The following is a 19,428-nucleotide window of genomic DNA, read 5'->3' on the forward strand; positions in this document are numbered from 1 at the left end:
GACGCTGACCAGCGACGACCGGCGGCCGGACAGCCGCCGCGCGAGGTTCGGGATGCCGCTGGGGCCACGGCGACGCGCAGTCGAGTGATTCGGGCACGTTTGCGGCGTACGGATGTTGGTAAGTGCATAATCGCACCAAGTCCGACGAAGCAGTCACCGACTGATGGGGAGGCCGTACGATGGCGTGGCTGCTGGTGGTGGTCGCCGGAATTCTGGAGACGGGTTTCGCCGTCTGTCTCAAGCTCTCGCACGGGTTCACCCGGCTCTGGCCGACGATCGCGTTCGCCGCTTTCGCGCTCGGCAGCTTCGGGCTGCTGACGCTGGCGCTGAAAAAGCTCGACGTGGGCCCCGCGTACGCGGTGTGGACGGGCATCGGCGCGGCCGGCACCGCGATCTACGGAATGGTCTTCCTGGGCGATCTGGTCTCCACGCTCAAAATCGTCTCCATCACACTGGTGATCGTGGGCGTCATCGGTCTGCAGCTCTCGGGCTCGGCCCACTGAGACCCGTCCGCTGGTCCGCCGCCTGAAAGGGGCGGTCCGCCTGAAGGTCGGTCGCCGTGAAGGTCAGTCGTGCTGAAGGCCGGCTCCACCGGGGTCGGCTCACGGAGGATCGGCCGTGCCGTCCGGGACGCCCATGGCCGTACGGACGAGAGGGCCGATGCCCTCCCCCGTCTCCCGCTCTCCCCCGCCGGGCGCGACGACATAGGAGAGAGCGAGCCGCACGGCCAGCTCGCATCGGTGGGCGAGTTCCGCCGGGTCCTCGTCCGTACGGTCGTGGCGCCGCCCCCTCCCCAGTGCGGCCAGCGAGCGGTCCCGTACCGCCGCGACCACGTCGCAAGGCTCGAAGGAGCCCGCGTCCGCCCGGCGCTGGGCGGGTGCCCCCGTCCGCGGTACATCGAGTCCGGCGGGCTTGGGGGCGGGCAGACGGTCGCCCCAGCAACCGGTCAGCAGGGCGCGCAGCAGCGGCCTGGACCGCGCCTGGCCCACGGTCCACTCGGCGACGGCGACCAGCCGCTCATCGGATCCGGCCGGACCGGGAGGGGTGACGGGGGAAACGGCCGGGGGTTCGGGTAATCCGGGGCGGGCTGGACGGGCGGGAACTCCGGGAGCGCGGGTCCGGGCAGTGGGAAGGGAGGCCGGCCGGGCTCGCCGGCCGTCGGCGGGCCCGTTGCCGTGAGGGTCGGACAGCAGCCGGTCCACGCCGAGGAGATACGCGTCGGCCTCCCGCCGCACCAGCGCACGGGCGAGCCCGTCCTTGCCGCCGAACTCGTTGTAGAGGGTCTGCCGGGAGACGCCCGCGGCGGCGGCGACATCCACCATCCGCACCCCCGACCAGGGCAGTTCGTCGAGTGCCGCCAGAGCGGCGTTCAGCAGGGACTCTCGTGCTGTAGGCAACATCGCCTCCCCGGGCCGCAGGGCACTTCGCACAGAGTTGACGCGTGGCCTTGACGTGTCAAGAGCCGTGACGCCGGGTCATCCGGGCGGCCGGGGCCTCGTCGGCGGCCCGCCGGAGCCGTCCGCCGAGCCGCTCCGAGAAGCCCGGATAGAGTGACGCTCATGCCCGACTACCTCGACGATCTGCGTTTCGCCCATGTCCTCGCGGACACGGCCGACGCCGCCACGATGGACCGGTTCAAGGCTCTGGACCTCAAGGTCGAGACCAAGCCGGACATGACACCGGTGAGCGAGGCCGACAAGGCGGCCGAGGAACTGATCCGCGGACAGCTCCAGCGGGCCCGTCCGCGCGACGCCGTCCTCGGCGAGGAGTACGGCATCGAGGGCACGGGCCCCCGCCGCTGGGTGGTGGACCCGATCGACGGCACCAAGAACTACGTACGCGGAGTACCGGTCTGGGCGACGCTGATCTCGCTCATGGTGCAGGGCGAGGGCGGCTACCAGCCCGTCGTCGGAGTGGTCTCCGCTCCGGCGCTGGGGCGGCGCTGGTGGGCGGCGCAGGGCGGCGGCGCGTACACCGGGCGCTCGCTCAGCTCGGCGACCAGGCTCAAGGTGTCAGGGGTGAGCGCGATCCCGGACGCCTCCTTCGCCTACTCGTCACTGAGCGGATGGGAGGAGCAGGGCCGTCTCGGCGGTTTCCTCGACCTCACCCGCGCCTGCTGGCGTACCCGTGGGTATGGCGATTTCTGGCCATACATGATGGTCGCCGAGGGATCGGTCGACATCTGCGCCGAGCCCGAGCTGTCGCTGTGGGACATGGCGGCCACCGCGATCGTCGTTCAGGAGGCGGGCGGCTCGTTCACCGGCCTCGACGGCCGTCCCGGCCCGCACAGCGGGAACGCGGCGGCGTCCAACGGACTGCTCCACGAAGAGCTGCTCGGCTACCTCAACCGGCGCCGCTGACGTCCCTCCCGGCCCACTGGGCACAGAGCGTCACGGAATGAGCCACTCCTGCCCTCTTGCTGCCTCCCCCCAGGACTGCGACTCTGAGAGTTACCCCACTTGTGAACTTGTGAATCGGTTCTCGAAGAACCGATCCTTCAAGGAGGTGGCTCCATCCATGCTCGTCCGTGACGCCATGAGCACGGTGGTCCTCACCATCGGGCCCGCGCATACGCTCCGCCAGGCCGCACGGCTGATGGCGGCCCGCCGGGTCGGCGCGGCTGTCGTTCTCGACACCGACGCCGTAGGCATGGGCATTCTGACCGAGCGCGACATCCTCACGTCCGTAGGCGCGGGGCAGGACCCCGACCGGGAGACCGCCGGCGCCCACACCACCACCGACGTCGTCTTCGCCGCACCCTCGTGGACTCTTCAGGAGGCCGCGGAGGCCATGTCGCACGGCGGCTTCCGGCATCTGATCGTGCTGGACGGCGAAGGGCCGGTCGGCATCGTCTCCGTACGCGACATCATCCGGTGCTGGGCTCCGGTCCGGCGCCATCAGTCGACACTGGTCGGCTGACCGGCCGGAACCCCGCTCCTGCGCACCCGGCGCCAACCCGCTCACCGGGTGCTCGCGGCTCGTGATCCGCAGACCGTCGTGACTCACGCGCACGCAAGAGGGCCGGAGCCCCGTCGTATCACGACGGGGCTCCGGCCCCGGTATCAAGCGAGTACCGCGATGACCGCCGTCAGCCGCGCAGGGCCTGGACCGCCGCCTCCAGCCGCTTGCCGAAGTCGCCGTCCGCCTGCCGGAAGTTGTTGATCGCGCGCTCGGCGATGTCGTCGCGCGACACCTTCGCGATGAACCCGGAGAGGTTCTCGATCAGACGGGACTTCTCGTCCTCCGACATCAGCCGGTAGAGGTTGCCCGCCTGCACGAAGTCATTGTCCTCGGCGTGGCTCGGGGCCTCGTGGTTGCCGGTCGCACCGGTGACGGGGATCGGCGCCCACAGCGGCTTGTCCGTCTGGAACGGGCCGCCGAAGCTGTTCGGCTCGTAGTTCTTCGCGCCCTTGTGGCGGCCGTCGTACAGATAGCCGTCCCGGCTGTTCGTCCGCGCCTCGGTGGCGTGCGGACGGTTCACCGGCAGATGGTCGGCGTTGATGCCGACGCGGTAGCGGTGGGCGTCGCCGTACGCGAAGAGCCGGCCCTGGAGCATCTTGTCCGGGGACGGGCCGATGCCCGGCACGAAGTGGGCGGGGCTGAAGATGGACTGCTCGACCTCGGCGAAGATGTTCTCCGGGTTGCGGTTCAGCTCCAGCTTGCCGATCTCGATCGGCGGGTAGTCCTCGTGCGGCCAGACCTTGGTGAGGTCGAAGGGGTTGAAGCGGTAGTTCGCCGCCTCGGCCGCCGGCATGATCTGCACCTGCACGGTCCAGGACGGGAAGTCACCGCGCTCGATGGCCTCGCGCAGATCGCGCTGGTGGCTGTCCGGGTCCTCGCCCGCGAGGACGTTGGCCTCGGCCTGGGTGAGGTTCTTGATGCCCTGGTCGGTCTTGAAGTGGTACTTGACCCAGAAGACCTCGCCGGCCTCGTTGTTCCACTGGAACGTGTGCGATCCGTACCCGTTCATGTGGCGCAGCGTGGCGGGGATTCCGCGGTCGCCGAAGAGCCAGGTCACCTGGTGGGTCGACTCCGGTGACAGACCCCAGAAGTCCCATACGTTGTCGGCCTCCTGGGAGCCCGTGTACGGGTCGCGCTTCTGGGTGTGGATGAAGTCCGGGAACTTGATGGCGTCCTTGATGAAGAACACCGGGGTGTTGTTGCCGACGAGGTCGTAGTTTCCCTCTTCGGTGTAGAACTTCAGCGCGAAGCCGCGGGGGTCGCGCACGGCGTCCGCCGCGCCGAGGTTGCCCGCGACGGTCGAGAAGCGCAGGAAGGTCTCCGTCTCCTTGCCGACCTCGGAGAGGAACTTGGCGCGCGTCCACTGGGACACATCGCGGGTCAGCGTGAAGGTGCCGTACGCCCCGGCGCCCCGCGCGTGGACGATGCGCTCCGGGATGCGCTCCCGGTTGAAGTGCGCGAGCTTCTCCAGAAGCGACTGGTCCTGAACGAGACCCGGACCGCCGACGCCCGCCGTCTCGCTGTTCTGGTTGTCGGCGACCGGCGCTCCGGCCTCCGTGGTGAGCGGTCCCTGCGTCACGTGCGCCTCCTGCGTCATCCCTGCGTGTTCTGTCCCTTGGCGTTCGCCGATCACGATCCTACGATGGACTTTGTCTAAGTCAAGCGCTCATCCAAAGTCACACCCGTTCGGGATCCGACTCCCGCCACTGTTAGGCTGGTCCATATGAGTGACCTGTTGGAACGACTCCGCGGACGCGGCTGGCGGATGACCGCCCAGCGGCGTGTCGTGGCCGAGGTCCTCGACGGCGATCACGTCCATCTGACGGCCGACGAGGTGCACGCACGGGCGGTGATGAGGCTGCCCGAGATCTCGCGCGCGACCGTCTACAACACCCTCGGCGAGCTGGTCACCCTCGGTGAGGTGCTGGAAGTCGCCACGGACCGCCGCGCCATGCGGTACGACCCGAACGCGCACCGGCCCCACCACCACCTGGTCTGCGCCAAGTGCGGCGCGATCCGCGACGTACACCCCGCGGGCGATCCGCTGGCGGATCTGCCGGACTCCGAGCGCTTCGGCTTCACGGTGTCGAACGTCGAGGTGACGTACCGGGGTATCTGTCCGTCCTGCGCGTAGCGGGCGTTTCACCGGCACGCGGTGTGATGCGCCGTCCACCCTGCGGGGTCGCGGGGCGGTCGCGGGGCTACCGCGGCTCGCGTACGCACCCGTACATCGCCTTCAGTCGCGCGGCCACCCGGCCGCACAGCCCTACGCATACGACGAAGGCCCGGATCCTGATGGATCCGGGCCTTCGCTTCAGTAGCGGGGACAGGATTTGAACCTGCGACCTCTGGGTTATGAGCCCAGCGAGCTACCGAGCTGCTCCACCCCGCGTCGATGGCCCCAACAGTACGGGACCCGACCGACCGGTGCAAATCCCTGGGGCGACCTGGGCCGACCTGGGGCGCGACGGCGAAACACCCCACCCCACCCCAGCCCGCCCGGCTACGCCGTCAGCTCCTGGTGCAGCGCCTCCCGCAGCCGGGCGGCGCGCTCGGCGACCTCCGCCGGCCCCAGCTCGACGGCACGGGCGCACCACCGCTTGCCCTCGGCCAGTTCGCCCCGGCGCGCGGCGAGGAGCGCCAGCCGGAGGGCGGCCCGGCCGTGTCCCGCACGGGCCGCGCGGGTCCACCAGTGGGCGGCTTCGCGCTCATTGCCCTCGCGCGCCAGCAGCAGTCCGAGGTTGAACGCGCCGTTGCGGCTGCCCGCCTCGGCGGCCTCCCGGTACCAGCGGGCCGCGTCGGCGAGGTCGCCGCGGGCGGCGGCGAGCATTCCGACCCGTACCTGCGCACGGCGGTGCCCCTGCTCCGCGGCCCGCTCGTACCACTCCTCGCACTCGGTCTTCTCCGCCATCGGCTCGCCGAGTGCGGGCGGCCCGGGCGGCGGCTGGCGCGCGTCCAGCAGGCTGGCGAGCCGGAAGGCCGCCTCGGCGCTGCCGCCGCCCGCAGCGCAGCGCAGATGACGCTCGGCGGCCTGATCGTCGCCGTCCCTCAGCCGTGCGATGCCGACCTGGAGCGCGGCCTCGGTGTGCCCGGCGGCCGCGGCGCGCTCGTACCAGGTCAGCGCCGTGCGGTCGTCGCCCCGGCCGACGTACAGGATGCCGAGGTTGAAGGCCGCGTCGACGCTGCCGGCCTCGGCGGCCTTGGAGAACCAGGGCTCGGCTCCGGTGGCGTCGCCGGACTGGAGGAGCAGGACGGCGAGCGCGTTGGCGGCCTCGCGGTGCCCGGCGTAGGCCGCTCGGCGGTACCACTGCTCGGCCGGTGCGTTGCGGTCCTGGGCGGCGCAGAGCAGCCCCAGGTTGTACGCGCCGTTCACGTCGCCCGCGTCCATGGCGGCCCGGTACCAGCGCTCGGCGGTCTGCTGCTCGCCGCGGGCCGCGTGGAGCGCTCCGAGGGCGTTGGCGGCGTTGCCGTCACCCTCCTGGGCGGCGCGCAGCCACCAGACCGCGGCGCTCTCCTCGTCGCCCGCGTCGCGCAGCAGGAATCCCAGGGCGCAGGCGGCACGGGCCTCGCCGTCCTTGGCGGAGGTGAGGTACCAGCGCCCGGCCTCCTTCAGCTCGCCGCGCTTCTCCAGGATCGCGCCGAGATGCAGTGCGGCCCGTCGGTGGCCGCGGGCAGCCGCCTGCTGGTACCACTGGGCGGCCTCGTCCAGGGAGGACTGCTTGAGGGCCGTCCGGCTGTCGGCCGGGCCGCCGGAGTCCTCACCGATGAGGCCACGGGCGCCGACGTCGGCATCGTCGCCGCCCGCCCGATCGGTCCCGGCGTCGCCGACGGCCCCGCCGAGTGCGCCACGGCCGACGACGCCACGGCCCGGGAGACCGCGGCCGGGGAGACCCCGGCTCGCGGGCCCTGACCGGCGGGCCTCGTCGGCCGCCCGGTCCTCCAGGGCGCGGGCGAGCCGGTACGCGGCTTCACGGTGGCCCTGCTCGGCGGCGGCGCGCAGCCAGCGCTCCGCACCCACATCGCTGCGGTGCTCCAGCAGATCGGCGAGGGCGTACGCCCCGAGGGGGTGGCCCTGCTCGGCGGACTGGCGCAGCCAGTACTCGGCGGCCGGCTCGTCGCCGCGCTCGCGGAAGTGACGCCCCAGGGCGTGCGCGGCGGCGGCGGACCCGGCGACCGCGGCGATACGCCACCATCCGGCCGCCTCCTCCGTGTAGCCGCGCTGATGCAGGAGGACGCCCAGGTTGTTGGCCGCCGCGCGGTCGCCGTCGGCGGTCGCGGCCCTCAGATAGGGCTCCGCGCCTTCGAGGTCGCCGCGGCGCAGGAGCAGTGCGCCCAGCACGCTCATGGACGCGGTGTCGCCACCGTCGGCGGCGCGACGGTGGCGCGCTTCAGCCCCAGCGGTCTCCACGGCATCAACATTCGCACCGGCACCAGCGGCAGCACCAGAGTTCTGACCCGTGAGCGTGCCCGTGTTAGTACCCGTGTCAGCATCAGTGGCCGTGCCCGCGAAATCAGTGGCCGTGCCCGCGATCGCGTCGGCGGTGGCGTCGACCGTGCCGGCGGCGGCAGCTTTCATCGCTTCTGCTGCGTTTCCGGCATATCGCTGCACAAACCGCCCTGTCTCCAACAGAGTCGCCCTGTCCCCCATAAAGTCCATCGTCGCACCACCCGCAACCTGCTCACATCTGGTATATCGCAGCCCGTGAGGTCACTTCAGCGTTTTGTCGACATGCCCACAGAGAGATAAGTCAAACACTCTTCTGTTCAACTCGCCCCGTGCCCCGTGTAGTTCCCGCCATGACGCGCGAAGAGGGCCCGGATCCTCAAGGATCCGGGCCCTCTTCGATGAAGTAGCGGGGACAGGATTTGAACCTGCGACCTCTGGGTTATGAGCCCAGCGAGCTACCGAGCTGCTCCACCCCGCGCCGTTGTGTCCCAAACACTATCACGGAATGGGATGTTGCCTGCTCAGTGCCGCTGCGGCCTCCGGAGCGGTCGACGCTCCGGAGGCCGCAGAACAGTCCCGCGATCGCCCTGCGGGACTCACCCCGCGGAGACCGCGCTCTCTCTACGGAGACTGCGATGGGGACTGCGACGGCGACTTCGTGGGCGGCGACGAACCCGACCGGGACTGATTCGGCTTGCCCTGGGCGGCGGCGAGCCGTTCCAGTGCCGTGTCCAGCTTGTCCTCCGCCCGGCCGACCGCCTCGCGGTCCGTCGGGTCCTTTTTCAGCACCGCGTTGACCTCGTCGTATGCCGTGAGCACATCCTGGATGGCCGCCTTCACCGCCGCGTCACCCGTCGCCGGCGGAGTCGCGGGCGGTGGCGTGGCGGTGTCGTCGCCCGGTGGTGTGGTCGTCGGCGGTGGTGGTTGCTGACCGCTCTGGGTGAAGACCGCGTCGAGCGCCTCCGTCAGACTGTCCTTGAAGACCGGTTTGCTGCCTCCGTAGGCGACGGCGACCTTCCTCAGCAGCGGATAGTTGGCACTGCCACCGCGCGCGTACACCGGCTCGACGTACAGGAATCCTCCGTCCAGGGGAATCGTCAGCAGGTTTCCGTACTCAATGTCCGAGTCGGTGCCTCTGAGGTCCCGTACGAAGGTGGCGACTTCCGGCACACCGTTCAGCTCACTCTGGACCTGGGACGGCCCCTGAACCGTCCCGGTGACTCTCAAGAGTCTGATCGACCCGTATCCCTTGCTGTTGGCGTCGGCGTCGACCGCCATGAACGCCCCCAGGTTGGGGCGTCCGGCCGGGGTGAACGTCGTCGTCAGCGAGAACTTCTGTTCCGTCTCGTTCGGCATCTTCAGGCTCAGGTAGTACGGCGGGACCGCACTGGCCTTCTTGTTCGTCGGATCGTCCGGCACCTGCCAGGCGTCACTGCCGCTGTAGAACTGGTCGGGCTCGGTGACGTGGTACCGGGTCAGCAGCTCGCGCTGGACCTTGAACATGTCCTGCGGGTACCTCAGATGAGACTTCAGCTCCGGGCTGATGTCACCCTTGGGCTTCACCGTGCCGGGGTACGCCTTCATCCAGGTCTTGAGCACCGGGTCCTCGGTGTCCCACTGGTAGAGCTTGACCGAGCCGTCGTACGCGTCGACGGTGGCCTTCACCGAGTTGCGGATGTAGTTGACCTGGTTCTGCTGGGCGACGACCGCGCGCTGGTTGGTGGTGAGCGAGTCGGTGGTGGTGTCCCCCAGCGTCGTCCGCGAGGCGTACGGATAACCGTTGGTGGTGGTGTACGCGTCCACGATCCACTGGATGCGCTTGTTCACCACCGCGGGGTAGGCGTCGCCGTCGATCGTCAGCCAGGGCGCGACGGCCTCGACCCGCTGCTTCGGCGTACGGTTGTAGAGGATCTTGGAACCCTCGCCGACGGCTCCCGAGTACAGGATCTTGGGCTCGCCGAAACCGATCGCGTACGCGGCACGGTTCAGCGGGCTGGAGAGGCTGACGCCGCTCTTGCCCTCATAGCTCGTGTACTTGGTGGGTCCGGTGCTGGCCTCGTAGTCGAGTTCCTTCTGCGGGCCGCCGACGATCGAGTACTGCTCGGTCTTCTCGCCGTAGTAGATCCGCTGCTCATAGGAGTCGTCGAGCTGGCCGGAGGTCGGCATTCCGGACTCGGTGAAGTCGGGCGAGCCGACCGCCGTGCCCTTGTTGGGGTCGGTGACCACGCTGGTGCCCTTGGCCGCGATCGCGCCGTAGCCATGGGTGTAGGTGAAGTGGTCGTTGATCCAGTTCCGGTCCGGGATGCCCTCGATGTTCAGCTCGCGCAGACCGATGACCGTGTCCTGGGGCTTGCCGTCGGGGCCGGGGTACCGGTCGACGTCCAGGGTCGACGGGAACTGGTAGTACTTACGCTCCTGCTGGAGCTGCTGGAAGGCCGGCGAGACGACGTTCGAGTCGACCACTCGGTAGCTTGCCGCGGTCGTGGCGGCGGCCCGCTGCTGGGCCTTCCGGGCCGGGTCGCCCTGGCCCGAGTAGTCCTCGGGCTCGGCCTTGTCGATGCCGTACGCCTTGCGCGTGGCATCGATGTTCTTCTGGATGTACGGGCTCTCCTTGGCCTGCTCGTTCGGCTGGACCTGGAACTTCTGCACGATGGCCGGGTACAGGCCGCCGATGAGGATCGCCGACAGGACCATCAGGCCGAAGCCGATCACGGGGAGCTGCCAGGTGCGGCGCCAGAGCGTCGCGAAGAAGAGCAGCGCGCAGATGACGGCGATGCAGAAGAGGATCGTCTTGGCCGGGAGATAGGCGTTCGCGTCGACGTACCGCAGGCCGGTCCAGTTCCCGGTGGCCTTGAAGTCGCTGGACTTCACCGCGAGGCCGTACCGGTCGAGCCAGTACGCCACGGCCTTCAGCGAGACGAAGAGACCGAGGAGCACCGACAGATGCCCGGTGGCCGCGGCGGTCGCCCGCGCGCCGGGGCTGGTGATCCGCAGCCCGCCGTACAGATAGTGGGTCAGCGCGGCGGCGATCAGCGAGAGCACCGCGGCCGCGAAGCCGAAGCCGAGCAGGAACCGGTACCAGGGCAGCTCGAACGCGTAGAACGACACGTCCATCTGGAACTGCGGGTCCTTCTGGTTGAAGGACGTGGAGTTCACCCACTGGAGCCAGGTCTTCCACTGGCCGGTCGCGGAGGCACCGGCGATCAGCCCGACAAGAGCGGTGATCGCGAGGAGCACCCACTTCTTGAACGGGGCGATACCCATCCGGTAACGATCCAGGCTCTGCTGCTCCAGCGACATCGCGCTGAGCGGCGGGCGCAACCGGTGCGCGAGCCAGATGTTCACACCGACGGCGGTCGCCATCAGCAGACCGAAGACGGCGAAGAGGCCGATCTTGGTCCACAGGGTGGTGGTGAACACCGAGGAATATTGGACGGAGCGGTACCAGAGCCAGTCGGTCCAGAACCCGGCGAACATCACGAACGCCATGGCCAGCACCGCCAGCACACCCAGTGTCATGAGCAGGGTACGGACTCGCCGGGACGGCCGACCCACTCTGATCCTTGGCCCGGTCGGGGGGCCTCCGCCGCGGTCCGGCATCTGGAAAGCCAACGTGCGCACCTCGAAGTTCGCGATCGTGGGACCGGTCGCACTCGTGTCGAACGGTCGTGTCAAGCGGGCCCAGCGATCGTAGAGCCCACTAGTGCAACTTACTGAGGCTTTACCTAGTTCCCGCCTCGGGGTCGGAAGGAGGCAGGATATTGCGCATGTCCAACGAATCCCCCTCCACCCCCTCGTCCACTCCTCCCACCCCTTCTGCTTCCCCTGCGTCTTCCGCACCGGCCACACCGGGGTCGGGCCCGATCGCCGCCGGCCCGCTGACCCGGGCCGTGCTGGAGATCGACGAGTACGCGTCAAAGCTTGGCTGGGACCGGCCGGCGCGGCTGTTCGCCCTCGTCGACACGGCCAGACTGCGCTCCCAGGAGCCGGGGCTCGCGGCGCAGCTCGGCCTCGACGGCGAGAGCGCGGCGGCTGCGCTGACCCCGATCGAACAGGACGAGATCCCGGCGGGCACCGCGCTCGACGAGTTCCTCGCCACGATCGCCTGGCCGGACGCCGTGGCCGGCTGTGCCCTGACCGTGGAGCGCCAGATGCTCCCGGCGTCCGCGGAAGCATCCGTTCCGGACGGCCTCGACGACGAGGCCCTCACCCAGTGGGTGACCGAGCATCCGGCCCGCCAGGAGGTCCGTATGACGGTGGCGGTCCTGCGCGACGGGTCTCGTGAGTCCGCTCTGCGGCTGCGCGAGAAGGACTCCCCGACGGAGGTCCTGACGGGGGCGGACCTGGTTCCGGGGCTGGCGGAGGCGCTGTCGGCGACGTTCGAGGCGTAGCCCTGGTCCGGATCGGGACGGGGCGCGGCGGACCGGGGCGGACCGGGCGGGTCGGGCGGGTCGGGCGGGTCGGGATGCTGCGTCGGCGGCGGCTCTCGGTCTTCTCCTCGACCCCTCCCGCTTTCATGGCGAGGCCCCCGAACGGCTGAGGGGGGTGGCGGCGGGGCCGGGCGGGACCGAGCCCGGCCGTCCGGGCTCCGCTCATGGCCGCCGAAGATCCCGGCCGGCCGATGGCTTGCGGTTCACGGCTCACCGCTCGTGGCTCATGGCTCGCTGTCGCAGGGAATCCGGGCTACCGGAACGACCGGAACGTTGAACCGGGCCCGAAGCCCGCTCCCTCAGCGAACCACCGCGGCCCGCTGCGGACCACCGAGGGAGCCGTGTCAGTTCTTCGCACAGGTCGGGAGGTCCTCCGTGGCACCCGACTTGATCTTCTCCAGCGACCGGGTGGCGTCGGCGATGGTGTTCACCTTGATCAGCTTCAGACCACTGGGAGTGTCCGCCGCTGCGGCCTCGCAGTTGTCGCTCGGCGTCAGGAAGTACTCCGCCCCCGCGCTCCGCGCGCCCACCAGCTTCATCACGATGCCGCCGATCGGGCCGACCTTCCCCTGATCGTCGATCGTGCCGGTGCCCGCCACGAACTTGCCGCCCGTCAGGTTGTCCGGCGTCAGCTTGTCCACGATGCCCAGCGCGAACATCAGGCCCGCGCTCGGACCGCCGACATCGGCGAGATTGATGTCGATGGTGAACGGGAAGGTGTGATCCGTTCCCGCCTCGATGCCGACGATCGCCCTGTCACCGGAGTCGGACTCGGCGGTGGTGATCGTGACCCGCTCGGTGACGCGCGGCTCCTTGCCCGCCTTCTCCGCCGCGGCCGCCTCCTTCGCCGGGACGATGGTGAAGACGACGTCCTCACCGGGCTTGTGCTTGGTCACCAGCTTCGCGACATCGCCCGGCACCTTGACCGGCGTGCCGTCCACTGCCTTGATGACATCGCCCGCGTGCAGTTTGTCCTTCGCGGGCGTGTCCTTGAATACCGCGGCGACGACGACCTGCGACCGCACGGGGATCTTCAGTTCCTTCAGCGCGGCGACCTTGGCGCTCTCCTGCGACTGGCTGAACTCCTCGGCGTTCTCCTGCGTCGACTGCTCCTCCGTCTGCCCCTTGGGGTAGAGCGTGTCATGCGGAACGACCACATTGTCATGTGCCAGCCAGCCGTAGACCGCCTCGACGAGGTTCATCCTGTAATCCGCGCCGGTGACCCTGACGGTCGTCATATTGAGATGCCCGGTCGTCGGATAGGTCTTCCGGCCGGAGATCCGCAGAACCGGTTCGCCTCCGGCGTCCCCGAGCGTGTTGACCGTGGGGCCGGGCGACATCTCCGAGTAGTTCGTCGGCACGAGGATCCCGACACAGAGCAGCACGACGAGGATCAGAGTGGAAGCGAGCATCGTCGCGGTGCGGCGTGGCATGGAACGACAGTACGGGAAATGGCTGTCACCGCACTGTCCGGGCCCGACCGCACCTGGCCGCCCGGCCACCGCGCACCGCGGCGCGGCCGGCCGACGGCGCACGATCAGGCGCCGTGATCAGCGGAACGGATTCCCTACCGGGGGTGTGCTGTTTCCGGAGTCGGCCTTCTCCATCGCATCCCGGAACCGCGCATAGCCGGCGAGTTCGGCCACATCCCCAGTCGTCCGGTTGCGCGAGGCCCAGCCTCCCCATATCGCAGCACCGACGGCAGCGAAAAGTGGAATCAGCAACCAGGCGAGTGCTGCCATCGCGACCTCCCTACCCCTTGAAAGAACGCAACCGGGAAGAAACCAGCTGAGTGATCAACAGATTAATCATCTGCCGGTTCAACGCTCGTGGCAGGGGGCCGGTTACGCAAATCGGGGCGCATGGGTGGTGTACGGGTTTCAGCCACCGCGTCCCGCCCGATGCGCGCTCCCGTCTCGGTGTGCCCGCCCAGGACCCCGCACCGGACCACCACCCCAGGACGAGGCGCTACGCGCCCACCCGCCCTCCCGTCACCCGACCACCACCCCAAGAGGAGGCGCTACGCGCCCACCCATTCTTGGGTGCCGTCCGAGAACTGCTGGTGTTTCCAGATCGGGACCTCGGCCTTCAGGTCGTCGATCAGCCTGCGGCACGCCTCGAACGCCTCGCCCCGATGCGCACAGGAAACCGCCACGACCACGGCCAGGTCCCCGACCGCCAGCTCCCCGACCCGGTGGACCGCCGCCAGCGCCCGCACCGGGAAATCCGCGACGATCTTCGCCGCGATCCGGCGTATCTCGGCCTCGGCCGTCGGGTGACATGAGTACGCGAGCGTGTCCACGTCCGAGCCGGCGTCGTGATTGCGCACGGTGCCGACGAAGAGCGCGGTGCCGCCGGCCGCGTCGTCACCGACGGCGGCGAAGACCTCGTCGAGGGAGAGTGGGGTGTCACGGATCGCGACGAGACGGACTGGATCATCGGCCGCCGACTCGCCGGGGTGGTCGTGCCTACTGGTCATGCCCTCATCGTGCCGTACGCCACTGACAACGGAGAACGGCCCGATCCGTCCGCTCGCGGCCCGCCCCGTCCCCACGCGATGGAGATCTGACCGGATCCGACCGGCTTGCCCCGCTCACGCCGACCCTGCCCGTCCCGGCCCGGGGTGATCCGGTCCGGTCCGGTCCGGCCCCGTCCCGCGTGATCCGCCTGCCCGCCCGGAGCGTCCTACAGCCGTCGGCGCGCCTTGCGGGCACGGCGTACGAGCGCCGCCGTACCGAGCAGGGCGACCGTCGCGCCCGCCGCACCCGCCGCGGTCGCGTCCTTGCGGCCGAGGCGGCGGCCCACCACCGTATGGCGGCCCTCCACCTCTTCGAGCAGCGCGGACAGGACCTCCTCGTTGGTCCACCGCGGACGCCAGCCCGCGTCATGGAGGCGGCTCACACTCACCACCCAGGGATGCATGGTGTAGGCCAGGTCCCCGGCGGGCGACGGGGTGAGGCCGATCCGGTGGAGCCGGGCGGCTGCGCCGAGGGCGACCGCCGACGGCAGTTCCATCCGGCGGATGCCGCTCAGCTCCTCGACCTCCTCCTGTTCCAGCCAGCCGTCACAGCCGACGGCCAGTTCGCCCTCGACCTTCTCCAGAGCCGCGTACTCCAGAGCGCTCACCAGGTCGTCGACATGGCAGAACTGCCAGGTGGGACGGGAGCCGGCGACCACCAGCAGCCGCGGCGACTCGAAGTAGCGGGTGAGCGCGGTGTCGGTGCCGCCCACCAGGACGGCGGGCCTCACCACCGTGACATTGAGCCCCGGATGCGCGCGCGGTGCGCGACGGCCGAGTCGCTCGATCTCCAGCAGATCGCCGACCCCGGTGGCCTCGGCCGTGGCACGCAGCTCGGCGTCCTCGGAGAGAGGGATGTCGTTGTCGGGCAGCGCGCCGTAGACCATGGCGGACGTGCACAGGACGACGCGGGGCACCTGGGCCGCCGCGGCGGCCGTCAGCACGGTCTGGGTGCCGCGCACGTTGTACGCGGTCCGGGCCGCCGGGTCGCTCTCCAGATCGAGGTCGAGCGCCAGATGCACGACGACGTCGGCTCCACGGAGCTTGTCCGCGATGGCCGGATCTCGTACGTCGAGGATGTGCCACAGGGCATCGGGGACCTCGCCCCGGCGCTCGTCGATCGCGACGACCCGCCTGACCTCGTCCGACGCGGCCAGCCGCCGGGCGAGCAGTTCGCCCACGCCGGTGGCCGCACCGGTGACCGCGACGACGGGGCCACGCCCTGCGGGCCCGTCGCCGGGCGTCGGGGTTGAGCGGTTTCGCGCTCCGCGAACCTGCGGATCTGGGGAACTCACCGGGCGTCTCCAGCGGTTGTCTTCAGTACGTAAGCGAATGACGCGTACGTACCAGGTGGCGTCCATCCTGCCGCAGGCCACGAGCCGATGGAGCACCGAGCCCATTTGCGGGCCGGGATGTCTACGCTGGGTGGTGTTGTCAGGGCATTCGCCGTCGGCCGGAGCCGGCGGCCCTACGAGCCGAGGAAACCCGTGAGTGACACCCCATTCGGATTCGGCCTTCCGCCGGAGGAGCCGGAGAACGGCGACGAGGGCAAGAAGAAGGATCCCGCCGGCGGTGGCCACGGCGCCGGCGGCTCCTCCCAGCCCTTCGGATTCGGCATGGGCGACGGTGGGGACAATCCCTTCGCCGCCATGTTCGGTTCCCTGAACCCCAATGACCTGGGCGCGGCCTTCCAGCAGCTCGGCCAGATGCTGAGCTATGAGGGCGGCCCGGTGAACTGGGACATGGCGAAGCAGATCGCCCGCCAGACGGTCTCCCAGGGCACGGCGGACGGCACCAAGGACGAGAGTGTGGGCCCCTCGGACCGTACGGCGGTCGAGGACGCGCTGCGGCTGGCCGATGTGTGGCTGGACGGTGTGACCTCCCTTCCGTCGGGCGCGAGCACCGCGGTCGCGTGGAGCCGTGCCGAGTGGGTCGAGGCGACCCTTCCCGCGTGGAAGCAGCTCGTCGACCCGGTCGCCGAGCGGGTCGGCACCGCGATGGGCGGTGTGCTGCCCGAGGAGATGCAGGCCATGGCGGGCCCGCTGATCGGCATGATGCGTTCCATGGGCGGCGCGATGTTCGGTCAGCAGATCGGACAGGCCATGGGGGTGCTGGCGGGTGAGGTGGTCGGTTCGACCGACATCGGACTGCCGCTGGGCCCGGCGGGCCAGGCCGCGCTCCTTCCGTTGAACGTCGAGGCGCTCGGCAAGGACCTCGGGGTTCCCAAGGAGGAAGTGCGGCTGTATCTCGCGCTGCGCGAGGCGGCCCATCAGCGCCTCTTCGCCCATGTGCCATGGCTGCGCTCGCATCTGTTCGGCGCGGTCGAGGGGTACGCGCGCGGCATCAAGGTCGACACGTCGAAGCTGGAGGACGTGGTCGGCCAGTTCGACCCGACCCACCCCGAGCAGCTTCAGGAAGCGCTTCAGCAGGGCATGTTCCAGCCGGAGGACACGCCGCAGCAGAAGTCCGCGCTGGCCCGTCTGGAGACGGCGCTCGCGCTGGTCGAGGGCTGGGTGGACGCGGTCGTGCACGAGGCCGCTTCGACCCGGCTGACCTCGGCCGGAGCCCTGCGCGAGACCCTGCGCAGGCGGCGCGCCTCCGGAGGACCCGCCGAGCAGACCTTCGCCACGCTGATCGGCCTCCAGCTGCGTCCGCGCAGGCTGCGGGACGCCTCTCGGCTCTGGGCCTCGCTCACCGACGCGCGGGGCGTGGACGGCCGTGACGCTCTCTGGGAGCACCCGGACATGCTGCCGACGGCCACCGATCTCGACGACCCGGATGGTTTCGTCCACCGTGAGCAGCTCGATTTCTCGGAGCTGGACAAGTTGCTCGGTGAGGCCGCGTCCGGCGACAAGGCTTCCGGCGAACAGGGCGGGACCCGTACGGACAGCACGGGCGAGGCGAGCGGAACACTCTCAACGGACCAAGCGGACCAAGCGGACCAAGCGGACGAAGCGGACGGCAGTGACCGCAAGGGCGGCGAGGACGGCTCCGCCCGGTGAGCCTGTACGACGACGCCGTACTGGTGCTGAAGGACTACAAGGCTTACAAAGATATCGAGGACTACGAGGACCACGAGAACCAGGACGGGCTGCGACAGCTGTATCTGGACCATCTGTCCGCCCACCCTGACGGGATCTGGAAGTCCTGCGCCGCGGGTCATGTCACGGCGAGCGCCCTGGTCATCGCCCCGGAGCGGGGGCGCGTGCTGCTGACCCTGCACAAGAAACTGGGCATGTGGCTCCAAATGGGTGGTCACTGCGAGCCGGGCGATCCGACGCTGGCTCTGGCCGCGCTGCGCGAGGCCACCGAGGAGTCGGGCATCCAGGGGCTGACGCTGCTGCCGTCGGGGACGGGCGGACCCGTGCGGCTCGACCGCCATCCCATCCCGTCACCGTGCAACTGGCATCTGGATGTGCAGTACGCGGCACTCGCTCCGGCCGGGGCGGTCGCGGAGATCAGCGACGAGTCGCTCGATCTGCGCTGGTTCACCTATGACGAGGTGCCCGGCGTGGCAGACGAGTCGGTCGTACGGCTTCTGGAACGCACCCGCGCGGTGCTGTAGCCGTACCGCGGTATGGGTAAGGGGCGCCCTCAATGGAGGGCGCCCCTTACCCGTACCGCTGGAGTGTCAGCTCCAGGCGTTGTTCCGGTTCCGGCCGTCCGCGCCGAACTGGCCGCGGAGACCGCCGCCGATCTCCGCGTTCTGCGGCGGCATGACCTCGCTGGGCTGAACCAGCGCGAAGCCGTCACCGAGGAAGCTCAGCTCCCAGCCCTCGCCGGTGCTGCCGCGACGGGTCCTGACGCTCGTCGAGTTCGTCGGGGCCTGCATCTGCACCCGCAGCGAGGTCGACCAGGCGACGATCGCGTCGGAGTCGACATTGACGTACTTGTCGGGGGTGACCCGCAGCATCAGCGGCTGGCCGGAGGTCATCAGCGCGACCTTGCCCTGACCGGTGATGTTGAGCTGGTACTTCCCGGACCCGGAGATCCCGTACTCGCTGTCCACCGCGAGGATCTCGGTGTGCAGGCCCGAATCGAGCGCCAGGACGTAGGAGCTGTCGACCGTCATGCCCTCCCGGTCGACGTCCACGACATAGATGTACTGGGCCATGTTGGCGAAGTAGACGGTGCCCTGTCCGGAACAGCGCATCAGTTCCAGGCTCTCGCCGGTCACCTCAGCCCTCCGGCGCTGGTTCGGCGACGTGTACTCGCCGTCGAAGTCGACCAGTCCCTGGAAGGCGACCATCGCGCCCTTACGGGCGAGTATGTCGTCGCTGCCGCTGAGCGCGACCCTCAGGAGCTGCGGGTTCTGGATGACGTAGCGGTCCTGGGACTGCTGCTCCCCGTAGTTGAAAAGTGGGCTCTGCATGGTGTGTTCTCGCTCCCCCTCAGCCCCGGATCCGCAGCCGGTCGGTGTTGTCCTCACTCGGCTGTACGACGACGATGCCCTGGCCCGAGAAGGCCATCTGGTACGCCTCGCCGCTGCCACGCCCGACGAGAGCGCCCGCCTTGAAGCTGCGCTTGCCCTTCACCTTGAGATTCGGCGACCAGGCCACCAGGGCGTCGGGGTCGACGAACGTCTCGTCCTGGCCGCGTCCGCAGTCGACGACGATCGGCGTGCCGCGCGAGGTCAGCGCGACCCAGCCGGTGCCCGCGATCTCCACGTTCCACAGGCCCTGCCCGGCGAGCTTCGCCAGGCCCTTGACCTTCTCGACACCCCACTGGAGGTGTGCGTCGAAGGCCAGCACATTGCTGCCGTTGACCGAGATCGAGTCGTTGTTGAGATAGATGACGACGACGTCCGCGCCGTAGTCGGCGAGATAGAGCAGACCGTCGCCCGCGCACTTCATGATGGGCGCGCCCTCGCCGGTGGCCCACTGGGCCAGGGCCTGCTGCGCGGCGGGCGGGTTGGCCTCGTACTGGATGAAACCCTCATAGGCCACCATCGAGCCGGTGCGCGCGTACAGGTCCTGGCCGGTGGCCATGGCGACCTTGAGCATGGTGCGGCCGTGGTTCTCCATCCTGGCCGCCATGGGGGTCGGGGCGAAGCCCGCGAGTTGCTGGTTCAT

The 19,428-nt window shown here is 69.7% G+C and carries 17 protein-coding genes and 2 tRNA genes; 7 read left to right on the forward strand and 12 right to left on the reverse strand.

From position 1 onward, the window contains the following. Positions 1 to 179: 179 nt before the first annotated feature. Positions 180 to 503, forward strand: coding sequence for a DMT family transporter (locus ACWEFL_RS01670; RefSeq protein WP_389274647.1), 324 nt, complete (start codon positions 180 to 182; stop codon positions 501 to 503). Between the two features lie 99 nt (positions 504 to 602). Here ACWEFL_RS01670 and ACWEFL_RS01675 read toward each other — a convergent pair whose 3' ends face one another. After that, positions 603 to 1,397, reverse strand: coding sequence for a TetR family transcriptional regulator (locus ACWEFL_RS01675; RefSeq protein ID WP_451705841.1), 795 nt, complete (start codon positions 1,395 to 1,397; stop codon positions 603 to 605). Positions 1,398 to 1,559: 162 nt separating this feature from the next. On the opposite strand from ACWEFL_RS01675, the gene hisN reads away from it, so the two are divergent. Both hisN and ACWEFL_RS01685 read left to right on the forward strand, forming a co-directional pair. Next, entirely contained in the window at positions 1,560 to 2,360 is an 801-nt protein-coding gene (gene hisN / locus ACWEFL_RS01680) for a histidinol-phosphatase (protein WP_451705844.1), read from the forward strand. Between the two features lie 157 nt (positions 2,361 to 2,517). Next, on the forward strand, positions 2,518 to 2,919 hold the full coding sequence (locus ACWEFL_RS01685; protein WP_451705846.1) for a CBS domain-containing protein: 402 nt from the start codon (positions 2,518 to 2,520) through the stop codon (positions 2,917 to 2,919). A gap of 169 nt (positions 2,920 to 3,088) precedes the next feature. Here ACWEFL_RS01685 and ACWEFL_RS01690 read toward each other — a convergent pair whose 3' ends face one another. Beyond that, positions 3,089 to 4,558, reverse strand: coding sequence for a catalase (locus tag ACWEFL_RS01690; RefSeq protein ID WP_451705849.1), 1,470 nt, complete (start codon positions 4,556 to 4,558; stop codon positions 3,089 to 3,091). A gap of 126 nt (positions 4,559 to 4,684) precedes the next feature. Here ACWEFL_RS01690 and ACWEFL_RS01695 point away from each other — a divergent pair, with 126 nt between their 5' ends. Beyond that, a complete protein-coding gene (locus ACWEFL_RS01695) occupies positions 4,685 to 5,095 on the forward strand; it encodes a Fur family transcriptional regulator (protein WP_451705851.1) in 411 nt (136 codons plus the stop codon). 184 nt (positions 5,096 to 5,279) lie between these two features. Here ACWEFL_RS01695 and ACWEFL_RS01700 read toward each other — a convergent pair. From ACWEFL_RS01700 to ACWEFL_RS01715, 4 genes are all read right to left on the reverse strand, one after another. Beyond that, positions 5,280 to 5,353: transfer RNA gene (locus ACWEFL_RS01700), tRNA-Met, on the reverse strand. A 111-nt stretch (positions 5,354 to 5,464) separates the two neighbouring features. After that, positions 5,465 to 7,618, reverse strand: a complete 2,154-nt coding sequence (locus ACWEFL_RS01705; RefSeq protein ID WP_451705854.1) for a sel1 repeat family protein — start codon at positions 7,616 to 7,618, stop codon at positions 5,465 to 5,467. A gap of 194 nt (positions 7,619 to 7,812) precedes the next feature. Then, positions 7,813 to 7,886 (reverse strand) — tRNA-Met (locus tag ACWEFL_RS01710). Positions 7,887 to 8,029: 143 nt separating this feature from the next. After that, positions 8,030 to 11,008, reverse strand: a complete 2,979-nt coding sequence (locus ACWEFL_RS01715; protein ID WP_451706178.1) for a UPF0182 family membrane protein — start codon at positions 11,006 to 11,008, stop codon at positions 8,030 to 8,032. Positions 11,009 to 11,175: 167 nt separating this feature from the next. Between ACWEFL_RS01715 and ACWEFL_RS01720 the strand changes: the two genes are divergently transcribed. Beyond that, a complete protein-coding gene (locus tag ACWEFL_RS01720) occupies positions 11,176 to 11,799 on the forward strand; it encodes a PPA1309 family protein (protein ID WP_451705856.1) in 624 nt (207 codons plus the stop codon). Between the two features lie 383 nt (positions 11,800 to 12,182). Here ACWEFL_RS01720 and ACWEFL_RS01725 read toward each other — a convergent pair whose 3' ends face one another. The 4 genes from ACWEFL_RS01725 to ACWEFL_RS01740 form a co-directional block, all read right to left on the reverse strand. Further along, on the reverse strand, positions 12,183 to 13,271 hold the full coding sequence (locus tag ACWEFL_RS01725; protein ID WP_451705858.1) for a YlbL family protein: 1,089 nt from the start codon (positions 13,269 to 13,271) through the stop codon (positions 12,183 to 12,185). 117 nt (positions 13,272 to 13,388) lie between these two features. Further along, positions 13,389 to 13,580, reverse strand: a complete 192-nt coding sequence (locus ACWEFL_RS01730; protein WP_451705861.1) for a hypothetical protein — start codon at positions 13,578 to 13,580, stop codon at positions 13,389 to 13,391. Positions 13,581 to 13,858: 278 nt separating this feature from the next. Continuing rightward, positions 13,859 to 14,317: a molybdenum cofactor biosynthesis protein MoaE gene (locus ACWEFL_RS01735; protein WP_451705864.1), complete on the reverse strand. Its 459-nt coding sequence runs from the start codon at positions 14,315 to 14,317 to the stop codon at positions 13,859 to 13,861. A gap of 206 nt (positions 14,318 to 14,523) precedes the next feature. Beyond that, complete coding sequence (locus ACWEFL_RS01740; protein ID WP_451705867.1) at positions 14,524 to 15,651, reverse strand: SDR family oxidoreductase; 1,128 nt, start codon at positions 15,649 to 15,651, stop codon at positions 14,524 to 14,526. A 192-nt stretch (positions 15,652 to 15,843) separates the two neighbouring features. Here ACWEFL_RS01740 and ACWEFL_RS01745 point away from each other — a divergent pair, with 192 nt between their 5' ends. Next, positions 15,844 to 17,358 (forward strand): zinc-dependent metalloprotease, encoded by a 1,515-nt coding sequence (locus tag ACWEFL_RS01745; protein WP_451705870.1) that lies wholly within the window; start codon positions 15,844 to 15,846, stop codon positions 17,356 to 17,358. Further along, positions 17,355 to 17,921: an NUDIX hydrolase gene (locus tag ACWEFL_RS01750; RefSeq protein WP_451705872.1), complete on the forward strand. Its 567-nt coding sequence runs from the start codon at positions 17,355 to 17,357 to the stop codon at positions 17,919 to 17,921. Before ACWEFL_RS01745 ends, ACWEFL_RS01750 begins: the two co-directional genes overlap by 4 nt. 66 nt (positions 17,922 to 17,987) lie before the next feature. Here the strand turns inward: ACWEFL_RS01750 and ACWEFL_RS01755 are convergent, their stop codons facing one another. Both ACWEFL_RS01755 and ACWEFL_RS01760 read right to left on the reverse strand, forming a co-directional pair. Continuing rightward, positions 17,988 to 18,728 carry an AIM24 family protein gene (locus ACWEFL_RS01755; protein WP_451705875.1) on the reverse strand — a complete coding sequence of 247 codons (741 nt, stop codon included), beginning with the start codon at positions 18,726 to 18,728 and terminating at the stop codon, positions 17,988 to 17,990. 19 nt (positions 18,729 to 18,747) lie between these two features. Then, complete coding sequence (locus ACWEFL_RS01760; protein WP_451705877.1) at positions 18,748 to 19,428, reverse strand: AIM24 family protein; 681 nt, start codon at positions 19,426 to 19,428, stop codon at positions 18,748 to 18,750.

This window comes from Streptomyces sp. NPDC004838 (assembly GCF_053600955.1).